Origin of the sequence: Pseudomonas sp. RL_15y_Pfl2_60 (assembly GCF_963970595.1) — a bacterium.
In the GTDB taxonomy this organism is placed as follows: Bacteria; Pseudomonadota; Gammaproteobacteria; order Pseudomonadales; family Pseudomonadaceae; genus Aquipseudomonas.
This window is the reverse complement of the sequence record NZ_CAXAOE010000007.1, coordinates 16,886-32,500: the sequence shown is the minus strand read 5'-3', so window position 1 is coordinate 32,500 and position 15,615 is coordinate 16,886. Positions and strand designations below refer to the sequence as shown.

Here is a 15,615-nt window from a genome sequence, read left to right as displayed (position 1 = left end):
GCACAGCATGAGTACGAGACGCGATTTTCTGAAGACCGCTGCGGTGACTACCGGCGCAGTTGGAGCCACGGCGCTGGGGTCAGCGCATATTTACGCGGCCGAACCGAAAAAAATCACCTGGCGATTGCAAACCTACGCAGGCCCCGCATTGGCTGAGCACGTCATCAAGCCGTCCATCGACGCCTTCAATAAAGCGGCCAATGGCCAGATGGAAATTCAGCTGTATTTTGCTGATCAGTTGGTCCCGACAGGAGAGCTGTTTCGCGCCATGCAGCGCGGCACCATTGATGCAGTGCAGAGTGACGACGACTCAATTGCAGCACCGGTTGATGTCGCGGTGTTCGGTGGTTACTTCCCCTTTGCCACACGTTACAGCCTGGATGTGCCGGTGTTGTTTGAAAAGTACGGGCTCAAGGAAATCTGGGAAGAAGCCTACGGTGAGGTCGAGGGCGTGACCTGGCTCGGCGCTGGCGCCTGGGACCCATGCAACTTTGCCACTGTTGAGCCGATCAAGAGCCTGGACGACCTCAAGGGTAAGCGCATTTTCACCTTTCCAACCGCGGGCAAGTTCCTTGCGCGTTTTGGTGTGATTCCGGTCACGCTGCCTTGGGAAGATGTCGAGGTGGCGGTGCAAACCGGCGAGCTCGATGGCATCGCTTGGTCGGGCATCACCGAGGACTACACAGTCGGCTGGGCCAACGTCACCAAGTACTTCCTGACCAATAATATTTCTGGCGCCTGGTGCGGCTCCTACTTTGCAAATTCGGAGAAGTGGGCTGAGGTGCCGGAGCATCTGCAGACCCTGTTCAAGTTGTGCATGGACAGTTCCAACTATTACCGCCAGCACTGGTATTGGGGCGGCGAAGCCCAGTTGCGGGTTGAGGGCAGCAAATTGCAACTGACCAGCATCCCACCTGAGCAGTGGAAAAAAGTCGAAGACGAAGCCCAGCTGTTCTGGGATGAGATTGCCAAGACCAGCCCACGCTGCGCCAAAGTGGTCGAGATATTCAAGAAATACAACGCACTGATGGCCAAGGCTGGCTCGCCGTATCGATAACCATGGGCCTTGCACGCCTGAGCCTGTGATCAAGCGGGCTCAGGCGTTGTGCGTTTAATCATTCACTGCCATCTAGTTCGTGCGTTCGCTAAACCGACAGGGATGTTGGTCATAACAATTAGACAGGGGGCATCATGCTCAATCCGCGGGATGTGAAAACCATCGAGGATGCCAAGCGCATTATCGAGGAGCGAAACCTGAGTCATATCAAAGTCGGTCTGTTTGATAACGACGGCGTCATGCGCGGTAAATACATGAGCCGCAGCAAATTCTACTCATCGCTGGAGCATGGTTTTGCATTCTGCGATGTGGTGCTCGGCTGGGATGTCAAAGACCAGCTTTACGATAACGCCAGCTACACCGGCTGGCACACGGGTTATCCCGATGCGCCAGTGCGTATTTTGCCTCACACCTGCCGCGATATTCCGTTCGAGAATGGCATGCTGTTGTTCCTTGCCGAGTTTGACCAGCAAGCTGAAGCGGTCTGCCCGCGCGGTACTTTGCGCAAGGTTATCAAGCGTTGCCAAGACATGGGGTATGACCCATTTGCAGCGCTGGAATATGAGTTTTTCATGTTTGATGAAACACCCGAGTCGGTACGCGAGAAGGGCTATCGCAACCTCAAGCCCTTCACGCCGGACTGGTTTGGATATTCGATGGTTCGCAACTCGGTACACGCCGAGCTTTACCATCAGATTCTCGAAATGTCGGAAATCATGGATTTCCCCATCGAAGGCCTGCACACCGAAACCGGGCCGGGCGTGCTTGAAGCCGCAATCGCATACGACCATGCCGCCGATGCTGCCGACAAAGGTGCGCTGTTCAAGACCTTCATGAAGGTCTTGGCCCAGCGCAATGGCTTGATGGCGACTTTTATGGCCAAGTGGTCGGGAAAGTATCCGGGGCAGAGCGGGCATATTCATGTTTCGCTGCGTAATCGCAGCAATGGCAAGTCGGCCTTCTTCGACCCCGGCCAAGCGCACAATATGAGCGAGGTGCAACGTCACTTTCTGGCGGGACAACAGCGCTTGATGCCCGAATTTCTGTGCATGGTCGCGCCTACGCTCAACAGCTACCGGCGGATGATTCCTGGCTTCTGGGCGCCGACCGATGCGACCTGGGGTGTCGAGAATCGTACGGCTGCGCTGCGGGTTATTCCCGGCAGCGATAAGTCACAACGCCAGGAGTACCGCCTCGGCGCTGCGGACGCCAATCCTTATCTGGCGTTGTCCGTTGCATTGGCATCGGGCCTGTACGGTGTGATGCAAAAGTGGCAGCCGACTGATCCAGTCGTGGGTAACGCCTACGAGCAAAAGCACCCTGAACATCTGGCCCTGCCGCGCACCTTGTGGGATGCCGCCCAGCGTTTAAGAGCCTCAAGCGCTGCCCGGGAGATGTTTGGCGATGCCTTCGTCGAGCACTTTGCGGCAAGTCGCGAGTGGGAAGAGCGTGAGTACCGCCGGCACGTCAGCGATTGGGAGCTGGAGCGCTACTTTGAAATTATCTAGCGCGGTTGCATCAAGTATTGCGCCTGCCACTTTGTGGCCAGGCCCGGCAAATGTGTGGAGTGTTTTATGGCTAGCTTGAAATGTATTTCACCGATTGATGGCTCGGTCTATGTCGAGCGAGAACTGGCGACAGCCCATGAGATAGACGCCGCATTGGCACAGGCTGAAAAAGCCCAGCTGCACTGGAAACAGACGCCCTTGAGCGAGCGCATTGCTATCGCCCGTAAGGCGATTGATATCTTTAGCGCTAAAGAAGGCCTGCTGGCGCAAGAGTTGTGCTGGATGATGGGACGTCCAGTCCGCTACGCCGCTGGCGAAATCAAAGGTTTTGTCGAGCGCGCCAGTTATATGGCCGATATCGCCGAGCAGGCATTGGCGGATATCCAGCTTCCCGACAAAGCCGGTTTCATTCGGTTTATCCGTCGTGAGCCGCTGGGTGTCGCGCTGGTCATTGCACCCTGGAATTACCCCTACCTCACTTCTGTAAATGCGGTGCTCCCGGCATTGTTGGCCGGTAACACGGTATTGCTTAAACATTCTGCGCAGACGCCGCTGTGTTCAGAGCGCATGGTGGCGGCATTTCAGGAAGCCGGGCTGCCTAAAGGGGTCTTCCAGTATTTGCACCTGAGCCATGCAGACACTGAAAAACTGATACAAGCACCCGCCGTACAGCACGTCGCGTTTACCGGCTCGGTGCCAGGTGGGGCGATGGTCGAGCGCGCAGCGGCCGGGCGTTTTATCAGCACCGGGTTGGAGCTTGGCGGCAAAGATCCAGCGTATGTGCGCGCCGATGCTGACTTGACTCATGCGGTGGAAACCACCATCGACGGTGCCTTTTTCAATTCAGGGCAATCCTGCTGCGCGATTGAGCGCATTTATGTGCATGAGTCGCTCTACGAGGACTTCGTCAAACAAGCGGTGGCGCTGGTCAATACTTACAAGCTGGGCCGTTCCGATGACCCGGAAACCACTTTGGGCCCCTTGGTAAAACCCCAGGCTGCTGATTTTGTCCGCGAGCAAATCGAGGAGGCAACACGACAGGGCGCCACTGCGCATATTGATCCGGCAGACTTCGCCATGGATAAACGCGGCAGCGCCTATTTGGCGCCGCAACTGTTGACCGACGTCGACCACCGCATGCGGGTGATGACCGAGGAATCATTTGGCCCGGTGGTGGGTGTGCAGAAGGTCAAGGATGATGAGCAAGCCCTGGCCCTGATGAACGACAGTGAGTTTGGCTTGACCGCGGCAATTTTTAGTCGCGATATAGAAGCGGCAATGGCGCTGGCTGATCAAGTCCAGGCCGGTACTGTATTTCTCAATCGCTGTGACTATCTGGACCCTGCGCTGGCCTGGACCGGAGTGAAGAACTCAGGGCGTGGCTGCACCTTGTCCAGTGTTGGTTTCGAGCACCTGACCCGGGCAAAATCCTTTCACTTCAAAACCGAATTGTGAGGTCGATATGAGTCTTGATCAGTACCGGATGAACTGGAACTACCCGACCTCCATGCGTGTGGGCGTCGGGCGTATCGCCGAGTTGGCGCAGGCCTGTAGCAGTTTGGGTATGCATGCGCCGTTGATCGTGACCGATCCTGGTCTCGCCGCATTGCCGATGATTGAAGCCGCGCGGGCGCAGTGCCGTGATGGCGGCTTGAAGGTTGGCGTGTTCTCGGCAATCAAGGGCAACCCGACGGGTGACAATGTCATGGCTGGCGTCGCCGCGTTCAAAGCCGGTGGCCATGATGGAGTGATTGCCTTTGGCGGTGGCTCGGCCTTGGATGCCGGTAAAGCCATTGCACTGATGGTCGGGCAAGACCGACCGCTCTGGGATTTCGAAGACATTGGCGATAACTGCAATCGGGTAAATGTCGCTGGCATGGCGCCAGTGGTTGCGGTGCCGACCACCGCTGGCACCGGCAGCGAAGTCGGACGTGCTTCGGTGATCACCGATGCCGAGGCTCATATCAAGCGGATCATTTTCCACGCACGAATGCTCCCGGCTGTGGTGATACTCGACCCGGAATTGACCTTGGGCTTGCCCGCCAGGATCACTGCCGCAACGGGCATGGATGCGCTGTCACACAACCTTGAAGCCTATTGCTCACCCTTGTTTCACCCAATGGCTGAAGGTATTGCGCTCGAAGGCATGCGCCTGGTGCAGCAGTTTTTGCCGCGAGCGGTTGCCCATGGCGACGATGTCGAGGCGCGTTTGCAGATGCTGGTGGCCTCGAGCATGGGCGCGACGGCATTTCAACGTGGGCTGGGCGCCATGCATGCGCTGGCGCATCCGCTTGGCGCCCTGTATGACGCTCACCATGGCTTGCTCAACGCCGTGCTGATGCCCTATGTGCTGCAAGCGAACAAGGCGCAGATTGCACCGCAAATGGAGAAGCTGGCGCGCTATCTGGATTTGCCGGAAGTGGGCTTCAATGCTGTGCTTGATTGGGTGTTGGGGCTGCGTGAGGAACTGGGCATTCCGCACAGCCTGGCTGAAATTGGCATCGACGATACGCAGATTGAGCGTGTCGGCAGTATGGCCCAGGCTGATGCTTCGGCAGGCACCAACCCGATTGCGTTCAGCGCGGCGCAATACAGTCAATTATTCCTGCGAGCGCTGGACGGCAAGTTGTAACCTTGTGGGTCTGTAGCCGGGCCGCCTGATTGGCGGCCCGGCAGGCTGTTTATTCCTCTGCTTGTTGCGCAGCTTTCAACGCTTCATAGGCGGGTGCTGCGTAGATTCCAGCCTCAACCGCCAAGGCCATGACGCGATCAAGGTCAGTGCTGTAAACCAGCACCGCCTGCAACTCGTCATCCAACGGCTCGCTTAAATCAACCAGCACATACCCCTTGGTTTCCGGGCTCAGGCTGCCGAGCTGTACCTGGATACGATTAAGCGCTTTTAGCGGCTCGACTTTCACCAGTTGCTTGGGCTTGAGTACAAAACTGACCTGTGGCCCGAACGAGTCGACAATCTGCTGGAACAGCGCGTCGTAGCTGTCGGCCTGAAACAGCACGGTTTCCGGCAGGCTGCCGATGACCACCCACTCGCCCAGCGGGATAGGAAAGCTGTCGTCATAGTTGATGTCTGGGTTAGCGGCCAGAAACGCCTGCGGGTCGGCATAGGCTTGCGCCGCCTCATCAGCGATCTTGGCCACTTCTTCAGGGAGCATGCAGCCCGAGCTAATTTTACTGATCAATTCTTCGAGCTGGGCTTTCATCTGGAATCCTGTGTATGTGGCTGGGAAGTAAGTAGGAATGTTGGACGTCTCAAGGGACCCTAGCGTAACTCCGCCTCCGCCAAGGTTAGTTTGCGCGGTATCAGGCTGCTGTCCCAATGCAGGATCGCCCATTTCAGTAATTCGCCGGGGCTGGCGGCAGTGGCATCTTCCGGCGTCGCTTGGCCTAGGCTTCGCAGGGCGCGAAGTAGCTGCGCAGTCGCCTGCTCAGCCTTTAACGGCGGTGAACGATAGGATTTACCCAGTTTATGGCCATCTGGCTGAATAATCAGCGGCACATGCAAGTAACGCGGCTGAGCGAAACCGAGTAGCTCCTGTAAATACAGCTGGCGCGGGGTTGAGTCGAGCAGGTCTGCGCCGCGCACGACATCGGTAATTCCTTGCCAGGCATCATCGATCACCACTGCCAACTGATAGGCATACAAACCGTCGCGGCGGCGAATCACCATGTCGCCCACTTCTTGGCCCAGATGCTGGCGAAACTCACCCTGTACACGATCGGTAAAGTGATAGCTCAGCTCGGGCACTCGCAAGCGTATTGCCGCATTATCGACTGGCTTGCCGAGGTTGCGGCAAAAACCGGGATAGATGCCGTGGTAGGCCTCCAGCTCTTTGCGTGAGCAGGTACAGGCGTAGGCCAGGCCTTTGCTGAAAAGGTCCTCTAAAACATGCTGATAGTGCTCATGGCGCTCGCTTTGGCGCACCAGTTCACCGTCCCACTCGAATCCGTAGTTCTCAAGGGAGGTCATGATCGCCGCTTGCGCGCCGGGCATTTCACGTGGTGGGTCAAGATCTTCCATACGCACCAGCCAGCGACCACCGACTGCGCGTGCGTCTAGATAGGACGCCAGGGCTGCGACCAGTGAACCGAAGTGTAGGTAACCGCTTGGAGTGGGGGCGAAGCGCCCGATATAGTCAGGATTATTCATGGGAGCGAGCCAGCCTGATGCAGGCAAGTGTGCGCGTTGGAAGCGGCACGGGGAGAATCAAAACGGGGTGCCTTGGCACCCCGTTTTTCAGATCAGGAACCGACCTGTTTTTCTTTGATTTCCGCTAAGGTTTTGCAGTCAATGCAAAGTGTCGCGGTTGGGCGGGCTTCAAGTCGGCGGATGCCGATTTCAACGCCGCACGACTCACACCAGCCGTAATCTTCGTCTTCGATTAACTGCAGGGTTTCGTCAATCTTCTTGATCAGCTTGCGCTCGCGATCGCGTGCGCGCAGTTCCAGGCTGAACTCTTCTTCCTGGCTTGCACGATCCGCAGGATCAGGAAAGTTGGCTGCCTCGTCCTGCATGTGATGCACAGTGCGATCGACTTCTTGCATCAATTCCAGCTTCCACTTGTTGAGGATGCCGGTGAAATGCGCACGCATAGGCTCACCCATGTACTCCTCACCCTTACTCTCTTGGTAGGGTTCGAAGCCACGAATCAGTTGACCGCTTTTTGCTTTTGCTTTGGTGGGCATGGATGACCGCCTCTCACTTTCTCAATTCTACTGCGCAGGATGATATCCCTTTGCCGATTTTCAATCGGCCCTGCGGCTGCAAGCGGGCGAACTTACCAGATCAATACCCATCGCGCTACTCCCGGTTGTCTAGCGCATCACGCTTTTGTGGCCTTGGTGGGCATATATGCCTCTGTTTTTATTGGTAATCCGATTTTGCGTCCGCACTGGATGCCTGTAATAGATGGCTTTCAGCGGTTTTCGTGGTTCGTTTAAACAATAAGCGTATAGACAGAAGATTTAAGTATTTTTATTTTGGCGAAGGCGTTTTCGGCTGACTTCTCTGCCGTTTTGCCCTCCGGTTGGTTAGACTCCTGCGTTTGTTTACCTGCCAAGGCAATTTCATGGCCCAATCCTACAGTGCTCGCAGCCGCGCGATCGAACCCTTCCACGTGATGGCGCTGTTGGCCCGCGCCAACCAGCTGCAAACGGACGGCCATGATGTCATTCACCTTGAAATCGGCGAGCCCGATTTCACCACGGCTGCGCCAATCGTGGCTGCCGGACAGGCCGCCTTGGCAGCAGGACATACCCGCTACACCCCGGCGCGTGGCATTGCGCCGTTGCGTGAGGCTATCTCGAACTTTTATACCCAGCGCTATGGGCTCAATATTGATCCGCAGCGAATCCTGATTACCCCGGGTGGCTCCGGCGCCTTGCTGCTGACCAGCAGCTTGTTGGTCGATCCGGGCAAGCATTGGTTACTGGCTGACCCGGGTTATCCCTGTAACCGGCATTTTTTGCGTTTGATTGAAGGCGCCGCGCAGTTGGTACCGGTGGGGCCTGATGTACGCTATCAACTGACGCCCGAACTGGTTGCCCGGCATTGGGATGGCTCTAGTGTTGGGGCTTTGGTTGCATCACCGGCTAACCCGACCGGGACGATTTTGCAGCGCGAAGAACTGGCCGGTTTATCGCAAGCGGTGAAGCAGCGTGGCGGCCATCTGGTTGTCGATGAGATTTATCACGGCCTGACTTACGGCGTTGAGGCGGCGAGTGTGCTTGAGGTTGACGACGACGCTTTCGTGCTTAACAGCTTCTCCAAATACTTCGGCATGACCGGCTGGCGCCTGGGCTGGATGGTCGCGCCTGAAGCGGCGGTGCCTGAACTTGAGAAGTTGGCGCAGAATCTCTACATCAGTGCGCCAAGCATGGCGCAACATGCAGCGCTGGCCTGTTTTGAACCGGCCACTATCGAAATTCTCGAACAGCGCCGCGAACAGTTTGCCAAGCGCCGCGACTTCTTACTGCCAGCATTGCGCGAGTTGGGCTTTAAAATTGCGGTTGAGCCCGAGGGTGCCTTCTATCTATATGCAGATATCTCGGCGTTTGGCGGCGATGCCTTTGCCTTTTGTCAGCACTTTCTTGAAACCGAGCATATCGCCTTCACTCCGGGGTTGGATTTTGGGCGTCATCAAGCGGCGCAGCATGTGCGCTTTGCCTATACGCAAAGCCTGCCGCGCTTGCAGGAAGCGGTCGAACGTATTGCCCGTGGCCTAAAAAGCTGGAGTGCCCATGCAGTTTGATCCGCCGCTTGAAGAGGGGCGATTACTGCGTCGCTATAAACGGTTTTTGGCAGATATTGAAACCTGCAGCGGCGAGTTGCTGACGATTCACTGTGCCAACACCGGCTCAATGCTCAATTGCATGAGCGAAGGCGCGCGAATCTGGTTTAGCCGCTCCAATGATCCCAAGCGCAAGTTGCCCGGCAGTTGGGAAATAGGCGAGACCCCACACGGGCGCCTGGCCTGTATCAATACGGCGCGGGCCAATGCTCTGGTTGAAGAGGCGCTGCAGGCGGGGCTGATTAGTGAGCTCAACGGTTTTACCGCACTTAAGCGCGAGGTGCCTTATGGGCAGGAGCGCAGCCGGATTGATTTCCGGCTTCAATACCCTTCTGGTTTTGCCTTTGTAGAAGTTAAAAGCGTCACCCTAGGCTTTGCTGATAGTGATGTGGCGGCTTTTCCCGATGCGCGTACCGAGCGCGGAGCCAAGCACCTGCGTGAATTGGCCGCTTTGGCCAGGGACGGGGTGCGCGCGGTGCAACTTTATTGCGTCAATCTTTCGGGAATCACCGCAGTGCGCGCGGCCAGTGAAATTGATCCAGCCTATGCCGCCGCCTTGCTTGAAGCCAAGCAGGCTGGAGTCGAGGTGTTGGCGTATGGGGTGGATATCAGCCCCTTGGGAATAAGTCTGGTGCGGCCTTTGCCCGTCAATTGGGCAGGTTGACCCAGATACCCTGGGCGTCTTCCCCGCAGTCCACGGCCGCCAATGATTGCCCCTCGCAAGGCCCGGTGACGCACTCGCCTGAATCGATCAGGAACAAGGCGCCATGGGTTGCGCATTGGATCAAGCTGGCGCTGCTGTCGAGAAACTGGTCGGGCTGCCACTCCAGTGGCACGCCGCGATGGGGGCAGCTGTTGTGGTAGGCAAACAGCTGGGCATCTTTGCGCACGATCAGGATTTGCTGCCCAGCCACTTCAAAACCAAGGCTCTGGCTTTCTGCAAGCGCCGTGCTGGCGCATAGGTAGATCATGAGGCTCTCCACAATTAGCGCGCATTATCACGCATCTGATGGCGAGCGGAATAGGGTGCGCATCCTTGCGCAATTTGTAAACTCGGGTGGCGTCTTGGTGGACAGGCTTCGCGTTGTCACACCCTACTGACGGCGTTCATTTGTCGCGGTTCATTAGTATTGCCAGGAGGCCGACATCCGCACGCTGCGCCCGACTTCGCTGTAGTAGTCATCGGGTTGGACGAGCGCGCCGTCTGGTACGTTCAGTGCATTCCAGTATTTCTTGTCGAGGATGTTGAAGACACCCGCTTGCAGCTTGACGCCGTCCAACGCTGCGGGCTGCCAATAGGCGGTCATGTCCACGACACCGTAGCCGGGGGCTTTAAAGTCGGCATCTGTCTCGACCTTGTCACGTGCGCTGGCTGCGGTCAGCATCAAGTCACTGCCAAAACGCTCGTGCTCGTAGCTCAGGCCGACGGTGGTGGTCAGCGGCGCAACCGAGTTCAGGTCTTGATTGGTTTTGCGGTCTTTGCCGCGTGCCCAGGCAACGGCACCCCACAGTTTCCAGTCTTTGCTAAAACCCCAGTGCGCGGTCGCTTCGGCGCCGTAGATGCGGACTTTGTCACGGTTCTCGGTACGGGTTACACCGAATGGGTAATCCGCTACATCGAGGCCAAGATCGGCAACTTGTTGGCTGTCGAGCAGGACGCCTTCATCAATAAAGTTCTTGTAGTGATTGTCGAACAGGCTCAGCGAGCCGCCCAACTGGTTGTTGCCAAATTGGCCACCAACCTCGTAACCGTTACTCTCTTCTGGCTTGAGATCCGGGTTGCCGACGCGCAGGTAAGTGCCCGAGGCGCCGTAATTCATGTACAGCTGGGTGGCGTCCGGCGCTTTGAAGCCTTGCGCCCATTGCGCATAAAGCAGCGCTTGCTCAGCCACCTGCCAGGTTGCCAGTAAGCTGGCGGATAACTTGCTGTCATCGCTGTCGGTAAGGGATGAGTTGTTATTGAGGTTGACGTTGTTGGCGTAGTCGCCACCTGCGTCGGGTTCAACTTTATAGGCGTCGTAGCGCAAGCCCGGGGTCAGTTTGAATACTCCATCGGCAAAGCTGATTTCGTCTGCTGCGTACACCGCCCATTGGCGGCCTTTGGCTTCAGGACTGTCGGCCTGGTTGGTATGCAGGAAGTCGCAAGCGCTCGGACCCATGTACACGGGTGAGCCTGGCGACGGAGATACCAGGTTGGCCGGGCAGTTATCCTGGCCTTTGGAGGCTTGTTGGGTCTCGATCCAATACAGCTCGCCACCCAGGCTGAAGTCGTGGTCCAGGCCCGCCAGTTGCTGCTTTTTACCCACCTCGCCGGTGAAGCCATACAGGGTTTTTTCGATACGGTTGTTACGCTGAAAAACCCCGCTTGGGTATTTGTACGGGTTTTCTGGCAAGCCAAACATCTGGAATACAAAGTCAGGAATGCCAGCGCGCGAGTCGAGGGCGCGCACGGCGTCCTGATCATCTTCGCGTTCGATTTTTTGCCAGTAAGTGATTGCATGGGCGCGGTCGAGCCAGCCGTCGCTGTCTTGTGCCTTGAAGTCATAGTCCAGCGACAGGCGTTGGCGCTTGGTGTCTTCCTGGGTGCTGTTTTCACCGGCCAGATAGGTACTGCCTTGGCCGGTGCGGGTGTCGATGTCATTCTCGCGTTTGAAGTATTCAGCGGTAAAACCTAGCTGGTGGCCACCGTCGAAGCCTTGTTGCAGCTTGAACAGGGTGTTGTGCCGGTCGACATCAGCTGGGTTGGCCTCAGTGCGCCCGGTGCCCAGTAGATTGTCATTGCCCGAGGTTTCGAGTTCGTCGCCTTGGCGTTTGCCCGCTTGCAACAGCCATTTGGTGTTGTTGTAGCGGCCCGCTAGCGCGGCGTTCAGCCCCCAACTGTTGTCTGCGCTGTCGTAATCGGTTTTGGCCAGGGTTGCGAAGTCTTGTCCTTCGCGGAGCAGGTCATCCGGGTTGAGGGTGAACAACTGCACCGCGCCACCGAGTGCACCGGAACCAGCCTGGCTGGAGTTGGCGCCGCGAACGATATCCACCGCCGACAAGCTATTGAAATCAATTGCATCCAAACCGCCCTGGGCTCCACCGGTTGGTCCCTGGCTGCGTGCGCCGTCCGTCATCCAAGGCACGCGAATACCATCAATGGTGGTCAACACGCGATCCCGGTCAAGCCCGCGAATATTGATGCTCTCATTGCTGCGATTGAAGTTAACCCCAGGTTCAGAACGCCGCCCAAGGTCATCAAAACTGCGGATAAAGCGCTTGTCCAGCGCTTCGGCATCGGTGCGGGTTGTGGTCGGCAAAGGTGCCTGTATCGGTGCCCCGGTCACTTCCGTGTCGGCGAGTTGAGCTGGCTCTGTTGCCGCAAGGCTTAAAGATGGGCTGAGCAACATAAGCACCAGGTATGAGCGCAAGGGAAAGGGTGCAGTGGCAAACATGAAAACTCCTAAAGGTGTGTTGGGCAGCTTCTGTGAGTGCTTGTTGGAATTTGCGCAAACAGTAATGAGATTGATATGCTAATGCAAATGATTATCAAGTCTAATTGATAAAGAAAAAATGCCAGCCGTCCTTTGCTGCCGCAGACATTCGTCGTGCGGCAGTAGGAAAAAACCGTTTATTAGGAGCCGTTCAGTTATGAGTAATCTCAACGCGTCGCAGGTCTGCGATCTGTACCGAAACTGGCAACAACTTCGTGGCGCCCAGCCTCGATTACGCGCGCGTGATGCCGCTGTGCACTTGAGTGTCAGTGAGGCTGAGCTGGTTGCCAGCCGGTTGGCGGTTGATACAGTGCGATTGCGCCCTGATTGGGCAGAGTTGCTGCCGGCGCTGGGTGAGTTGGGCTATGTGATGGCTTTGACCCGCAACGAGCATTGTGTGCATGAGCGCAAAGGTTTTTATCGCGATGTGACTGTGAGTGCTGGCGGGCAAATGGGGCTGGTGGTATCGGCTGATATTGACCTGCGCTTGTTTCTGGGCGGCTGGAACAGTGTCTTTGCCATCGCCGAGCAGACCGACAAGGGCATCCAGCGCAGTATTCAGGTGTTCGACCATCAAGGTATGGCGATCCACAAGGTATTTCTCACCGATACCAGCGAGTCAGCGGCCTGGCAGCCCTTGGTCGAGCGCTTCCGTGCTCCGCAGCAAACTGCCGAGTTACAGCTGCAAGCACGGCCCGAACTTCAAGCGGCCAGGCCGGACAGCGAGATTGATCAGCTGGCGTTGCGCGAGGGTTGGTCCGAACTTAAAGACACACATCACTTTTTTGCCTTGCTGAAAAAGCACGGCGCTGCGCGTACCCAGGCGTTGCGTCTGGCGGGGAATGAATGGGCTGAACCCTTGGAACCGAGCGAGCTGACCCGAGCGATGGAAATGGCGGGGGAGCGGGATATCGCCATTATGGTGTTTGTTGGCAATCGGCATTGCATCCAGATTCATTCCGGGCCGATCAGCAAGCTACGCTGGATGGATACTTGGTTCAATGTGCTGGATCCGGAGTTCAATCTGCACCTTAAAACCCCGGCCATCACCGAGTTGTGGCGTGTCCGTAAACCCAGCAGCGATGGCGTTATCACCAGCCTTGAGGCGTTCGATGCTGATGGTGAGTTGGTGATCCAGCTCTTTGGCGCGCGCAAGCCTGGTATCCCGGAACTTCGAACCTGGCGTGAGCTGGTTGAGTCGCTGCCGGTGGCAACGCAATAGTCTCTGTTGGTTTATGAAGGCGGTGCCAGCGCCGAGTCGCGCGGGTGCTTTTAGCGGATAAGTGTCGCGAGATTTATGGATATCAGCATGAGCATGGGCATTAGTGGGTTTGTTGTAAGTGTGGTGGCAGGCATGATGTTTTGGGGTATCGCCCAGGCTGAAGCATTGCCGCAGCGCTGGGTGAGTGCGGGTGGGTCGATCAGCGAGTGGGTGGTCGAGCTGGGCGGTGAGTCGAAACTGGTCGGGGTCGACACCACCAGCCAGCATCCAGCCGCGTTGCAGGAGTTGCCAAGCATTGGTTATCAACGCCAGCTCGCCGCCGAAGGCATTCTCGCGCTGAAACCGGACGTGCTGCTCGGCAGCGATGAAATGGGGCCGCCGCCCGTACTGGGGCAGTTGCAGGCAGCGGGGGTGAATATTGAGCGCCTGTCGGTTAGCCCGCAGTTATCTGCCTTGCAGGCCAATCTGCAACGTATTGGCGAACTGCTTGGTGATCCCGCGCGCGCTCAGTCTGTATTCGAGGCCTATCAACAGCGCCTTGAGCTTCAGCAGCAGTGGGTTAGCCAGGCGCAGGCAGATAAAGCCGCGCCGAGGGTTTTGTTGCTGTTGGGGCATACCGGCGGCAGCCCGCTGGCGGGTGGTGTTGAGACTTCGGCAGACTGGCTTATCAAGCAAGCGGGCGGCGTCAATCTGGCCAGCCATAGCGGGTACAAGGCCTTGTCCAGCGAGGCATTGGTCGGGCTCGATCCGCAGGTGATTGTGATTGCCGATCGCAGCCTTGAGGGCGAGCAAGCCAAACAAGCCTTGCTCAAGCAAAACCCCGCATTGGCTGCGACTCGGGCGGCACGGGATGGTCGGCTTATTGGGCTGGACCCGACGTTGCTGGTGGGTGGTTTAGGACCGCGTTTGCCGGATGGGCTGGCGGCCTTGTCCGCAGCCTTTTATCCTGAGCGCCAACCTTTGACTGCTGACGCCAAGTTGACCCCATGAATCTAGTTGTCAAACCGCGCCCACTGCTGATTGCATTGGGCGTGTTGCTGTTGTGCGCATTCAGCCTATCTTTGGCGTTGGGGCCGGTCAGCCTGTCTCTCGCCGATACCGCTAAAGCCTTGCTTAAGCTACTGGGTTTGCCTGTTGAAGGTGCTGAGCAAGCGCAGTTGATCATTGAGCAAATCCGCATGCCGCGCAGCCTCTTGGGCGCAGCGGTTGGCTGCGTATTGGCGCTGTGCGGGGTGGCGATGCAAGGGTTGTTTCGTAACCCCTTGGCAGACCCCGGTTTGGTCGGTGTGTCGAGCGGCGCGGCCTTGGGCGCTGCGGTGGCCATTGTGGGCAGCGCGATGTTCGGCGGGATCCCGGCGGCGATTTCACCCTATCTGTTGTCGCTCTTTGCATTCGCTGGCGGCATGCTGGTGACGGCGATGGTCTATCGATTGGGCCGGCGCGACGGCGTTACCCATGTTGGCACCATGTTGTTGGCGGGCATCGCCCTGACCGCATTGGCTGGCGCAGCGATTGGCTTGTTCACCTATCTGGCTGATGACGCAACACTGCGCACCCTGACATTCTGGAACCTGGGCAGCCTCAATGGCGCCAGCTACCCGCGCCTCTGGCCATTGTTGATCGTCACCATTGGTGTTGGTTTGTGGCTGCCACGTCGGGCAAGCGCATTGAATGCCTTGTTGCTCGGTGAGTCCGAGGCCCGGCATTTAGGCATTGATGTCGAGCGGGTCAAGCGTGAGCTGGTGCTCTGTACCGCCCTTGGGGTTGGCGCGGCTGTTGCGGCGGCTGGGATGATTGGCTTTATCGGTCTGGTCGTTCCGCATCTGGTCCGCTTGTTGGCCGGTCCGGATCATCGCCTGCTGTTGCCTGCATCGGCACTGGCTGGAGCGAGCCTGTTGCTCTTTGCTGACTTGTTGGCGCGCCTGGTGCTGGCCCCGGCGGAGTTGCCAATCGGTATTGTGACCGCGCTGATCGGCGCGCCGTTCTTTCTCTATTTATTGCTACGAGGGCGCGCCTGATGTTGCGAGCCGAAAATGTCGCAGTCAAACGC

The 15,615-nt window shown here is 57.5% G+C and carries 14 protein-coding genes; 9 read left to right on the top strand and 5 right to left on the bottom strand.

All coding sequences use genetic code 11. The annotated features are described in order from the left end of the window. The first annotated feature begins 7 nt into the window (after positions 1 to 7). The 4 genes from dctP to AACY26_RS18430 all read left to right on the top strand — a co-directional run bounded on the left by dctP (position 8) and on the right by AACY26_RS18430 (position 5,197). The gene (dctP, locus tag AACY26_RS18445) at positions 8 to 1,057 is read left to right on the top strand and encodes a TRAP transporter substrate-binding protein DctP (RefSeq protein ID WP_339516161.1); all 1,050 of its coding nucleotides are present in this window, start codon (positions 8 to 10) and stop codon (positions 1,055 to 1,057) included. A 134-nt stretch (positions 1,058 to 1,191) separates the two neighbouring features. Continuing rightward, a complete protein-coding gene (locus AACY26_RS18440) occupies positions 1,192 to 2,565 on the top strand; it encodes a glutamine synthetase family protein (protein ID WP_339516159.1) in 1,374 nt (457 codons plus the stop codon). Positions 2,566 to 2,631: 66 nt separating this feature from the next. Continuing rightward, complete coding sequence (locus AACY26_RS18435; RefSeq protein WP_339516157.1) at positions 2,632 to 4,020, top strand: aldehyde dehydrogenase family protein; 1,389 nt, start codon at positions 2,632 to 2,634, stop codon at positions 4,018 to 4,020. A gap of 7 nt (positions 4,021 to 4,027) precedes the next feature. Then, positions 4,028 to 5,197 (top strand): iron-containing alcohol dehydrogenase, encoded by a 1,170-nt coding sequence (locus AACY26_RS18430; protein ID WP_339516155.1) that lies wholly within the window; start codon positions 4,028 to 4,030, stop codon positions 5,195 to 5,197. A 49-nt stretch (positions 5,198 to 5,246) separates the two neighbouring features. Here the strand turns inward: AACY26_RS18430 and AACY26_RS18425 are convergent, their stop codons facing one another. The 3 genes from AACY26_RS18425 to dksA all read right to left on the bottom strand — a co-directional run bounded on the left by AACY26_RS18425 (position 5,247) and on the right by dksA (position 7,266). Beyond that, a complete protein-coding gene (locus AACY26_RS18425; protein ID WP_339516153.1) occupies positions 5,247 to 5,783 on the bottom strand; it encodes a hypothetical protein in 537 nt (178 codons plus the stop codon). Between the two features lie 59 nt (positions 5,784 to 5,842). After that, positions 5,843 to 6,730: a tRNA glutamyl-Q(34) synthetase GluQRS gene (gluQRS, locus tag AACY26_RS18420; protein ID WP_339516152.1), complete on the bottom strand. Its 888-nt coding sequence runs from the start codon at positions 6,728 to 6,730 to the stop codon at positions 5,843 to 5,845. A gap of 92 nt (positions 6,731 to 6,822) precedes the next feature. Next, on the bottom strand, positions 6,823 to 7,266 hold the full coding sequence (dksA, locus tag AACY26_RS18415) for an RNA polymerase-binding protein DksA (RefSeq protein ID WP_010487649.1): 444 nt from the start codon (positions 7,264 to 7,266) through the stop codon (positions 6,823 to 6,825). Positions 7,267 to 7,649: 383 nt separating this feature from the next. On the opposite strand from dksA, the gene AACY26_RS18410 reads away from it, so the two are divergent. Both AACY26_RS18410 and sfsA read left to right on the top strand, forming a co-directional pair. Next, entirely contained in the window at positions 7,650 to 8,831 is a 1,182-nt protein-coding gene (locus tag AACY26_RS18410) for a pyridoxal phosphate-dependent aminotransferase (RefSeq protein WP_339516151.1), read from the top strand. Then, a complete protein-coding gene (gene sfsA, locus AACY26_RS18405) occupies positions 8,821 to 9,534 on the top strand; it encodes a DNA/RNA nuclease SfsA (protein ID WP_339516149.1) in 714 nt (237 codons plus the stop codon). Before AACY26_RS18410 ends, sfsA begins: the two co-directional genes overlap by 11 nt. Here the strand turns inward: sfsA and AACY26_RS18400 are convergent. Continuing rightward, positions 9,518 to 9,841: a Rieske (2Fe-2S) protein gene (locus AACY26_RS18400; protein WP_339516148.1), complete on the bottom strand. Its 324-nt coding sequence runs from the start codon at positions 9,839 to 9,841 to the stop codon at positions 9,518 to 9,520. The two genes, sfsA and AACY26_RS18400, sit on opposite strands and share 17 nt — an antisense overlap. A gap of 153 nt (positions 9,842 to 9,994) precedes the next feature. After that, positions 9,995 to 12,304 (bottom strand): TonB-dependent hemoglobin/transferrin/lactoferrin family receptor, encoded by a 2,310-nt coding sequence (locus tag AACY26_RS18395; RefSeq protein ID WP_339516147.1) that lies wholly within the window; start codon positions 12,302 to 12,304, stop codon positions 9,995 to 9,997. A 196-nt stretch (positions 12,305 to 12,500) separates the two neighbouring features. Between AACY26_RS18395 and AACY26_RS18390 the strand changes: the two genes are divergently transcribed. From AACY26_RS18390 to AACY26_RS18380, 3 genes are all read left to right on the top strand, one after another. After that, positions 12,501 to 13,565: a hemin-degrading factor gene (locus tag AACY26_RS18390; RefSeq protein ID WP_339516146.1), complete on the top strand. Its 1,065-nt coding sequence runs from the start codon at positions 12,501 to 12,503 to the stop codon at positions 13,563 to 13,565. 132 nt (positions 13,566 to 13,697) lie between these two features. Beyond that, positions 13,698 to 14,555, top strand: coding sequence for a heme/hemin ABC transporter substrate-binding protein (locus AACY26_RS18385; protein WP_445261336.1), 858 nt, complete (start codon positions 13,698 to 13,700; stop codon positions 14,553 to 14,555). Continuing rightward, complete coding sequence (locus AACY26_RS18380; protein WP_339516145.1) at positions 14,552 to 15,583, top strand: FecCD family ABC transporter permease; 1,032 nt, start codon at positions 14,552 to 14,554, stop codon at positions 15,581 to 15,583. Before AACY26_RS18385 ends, AACY26_RS18380 begins: the two co-directional genes overlap by 4 nt. Positions 15,584 to 15,615 lie beyond the last annotated feature (32 nt).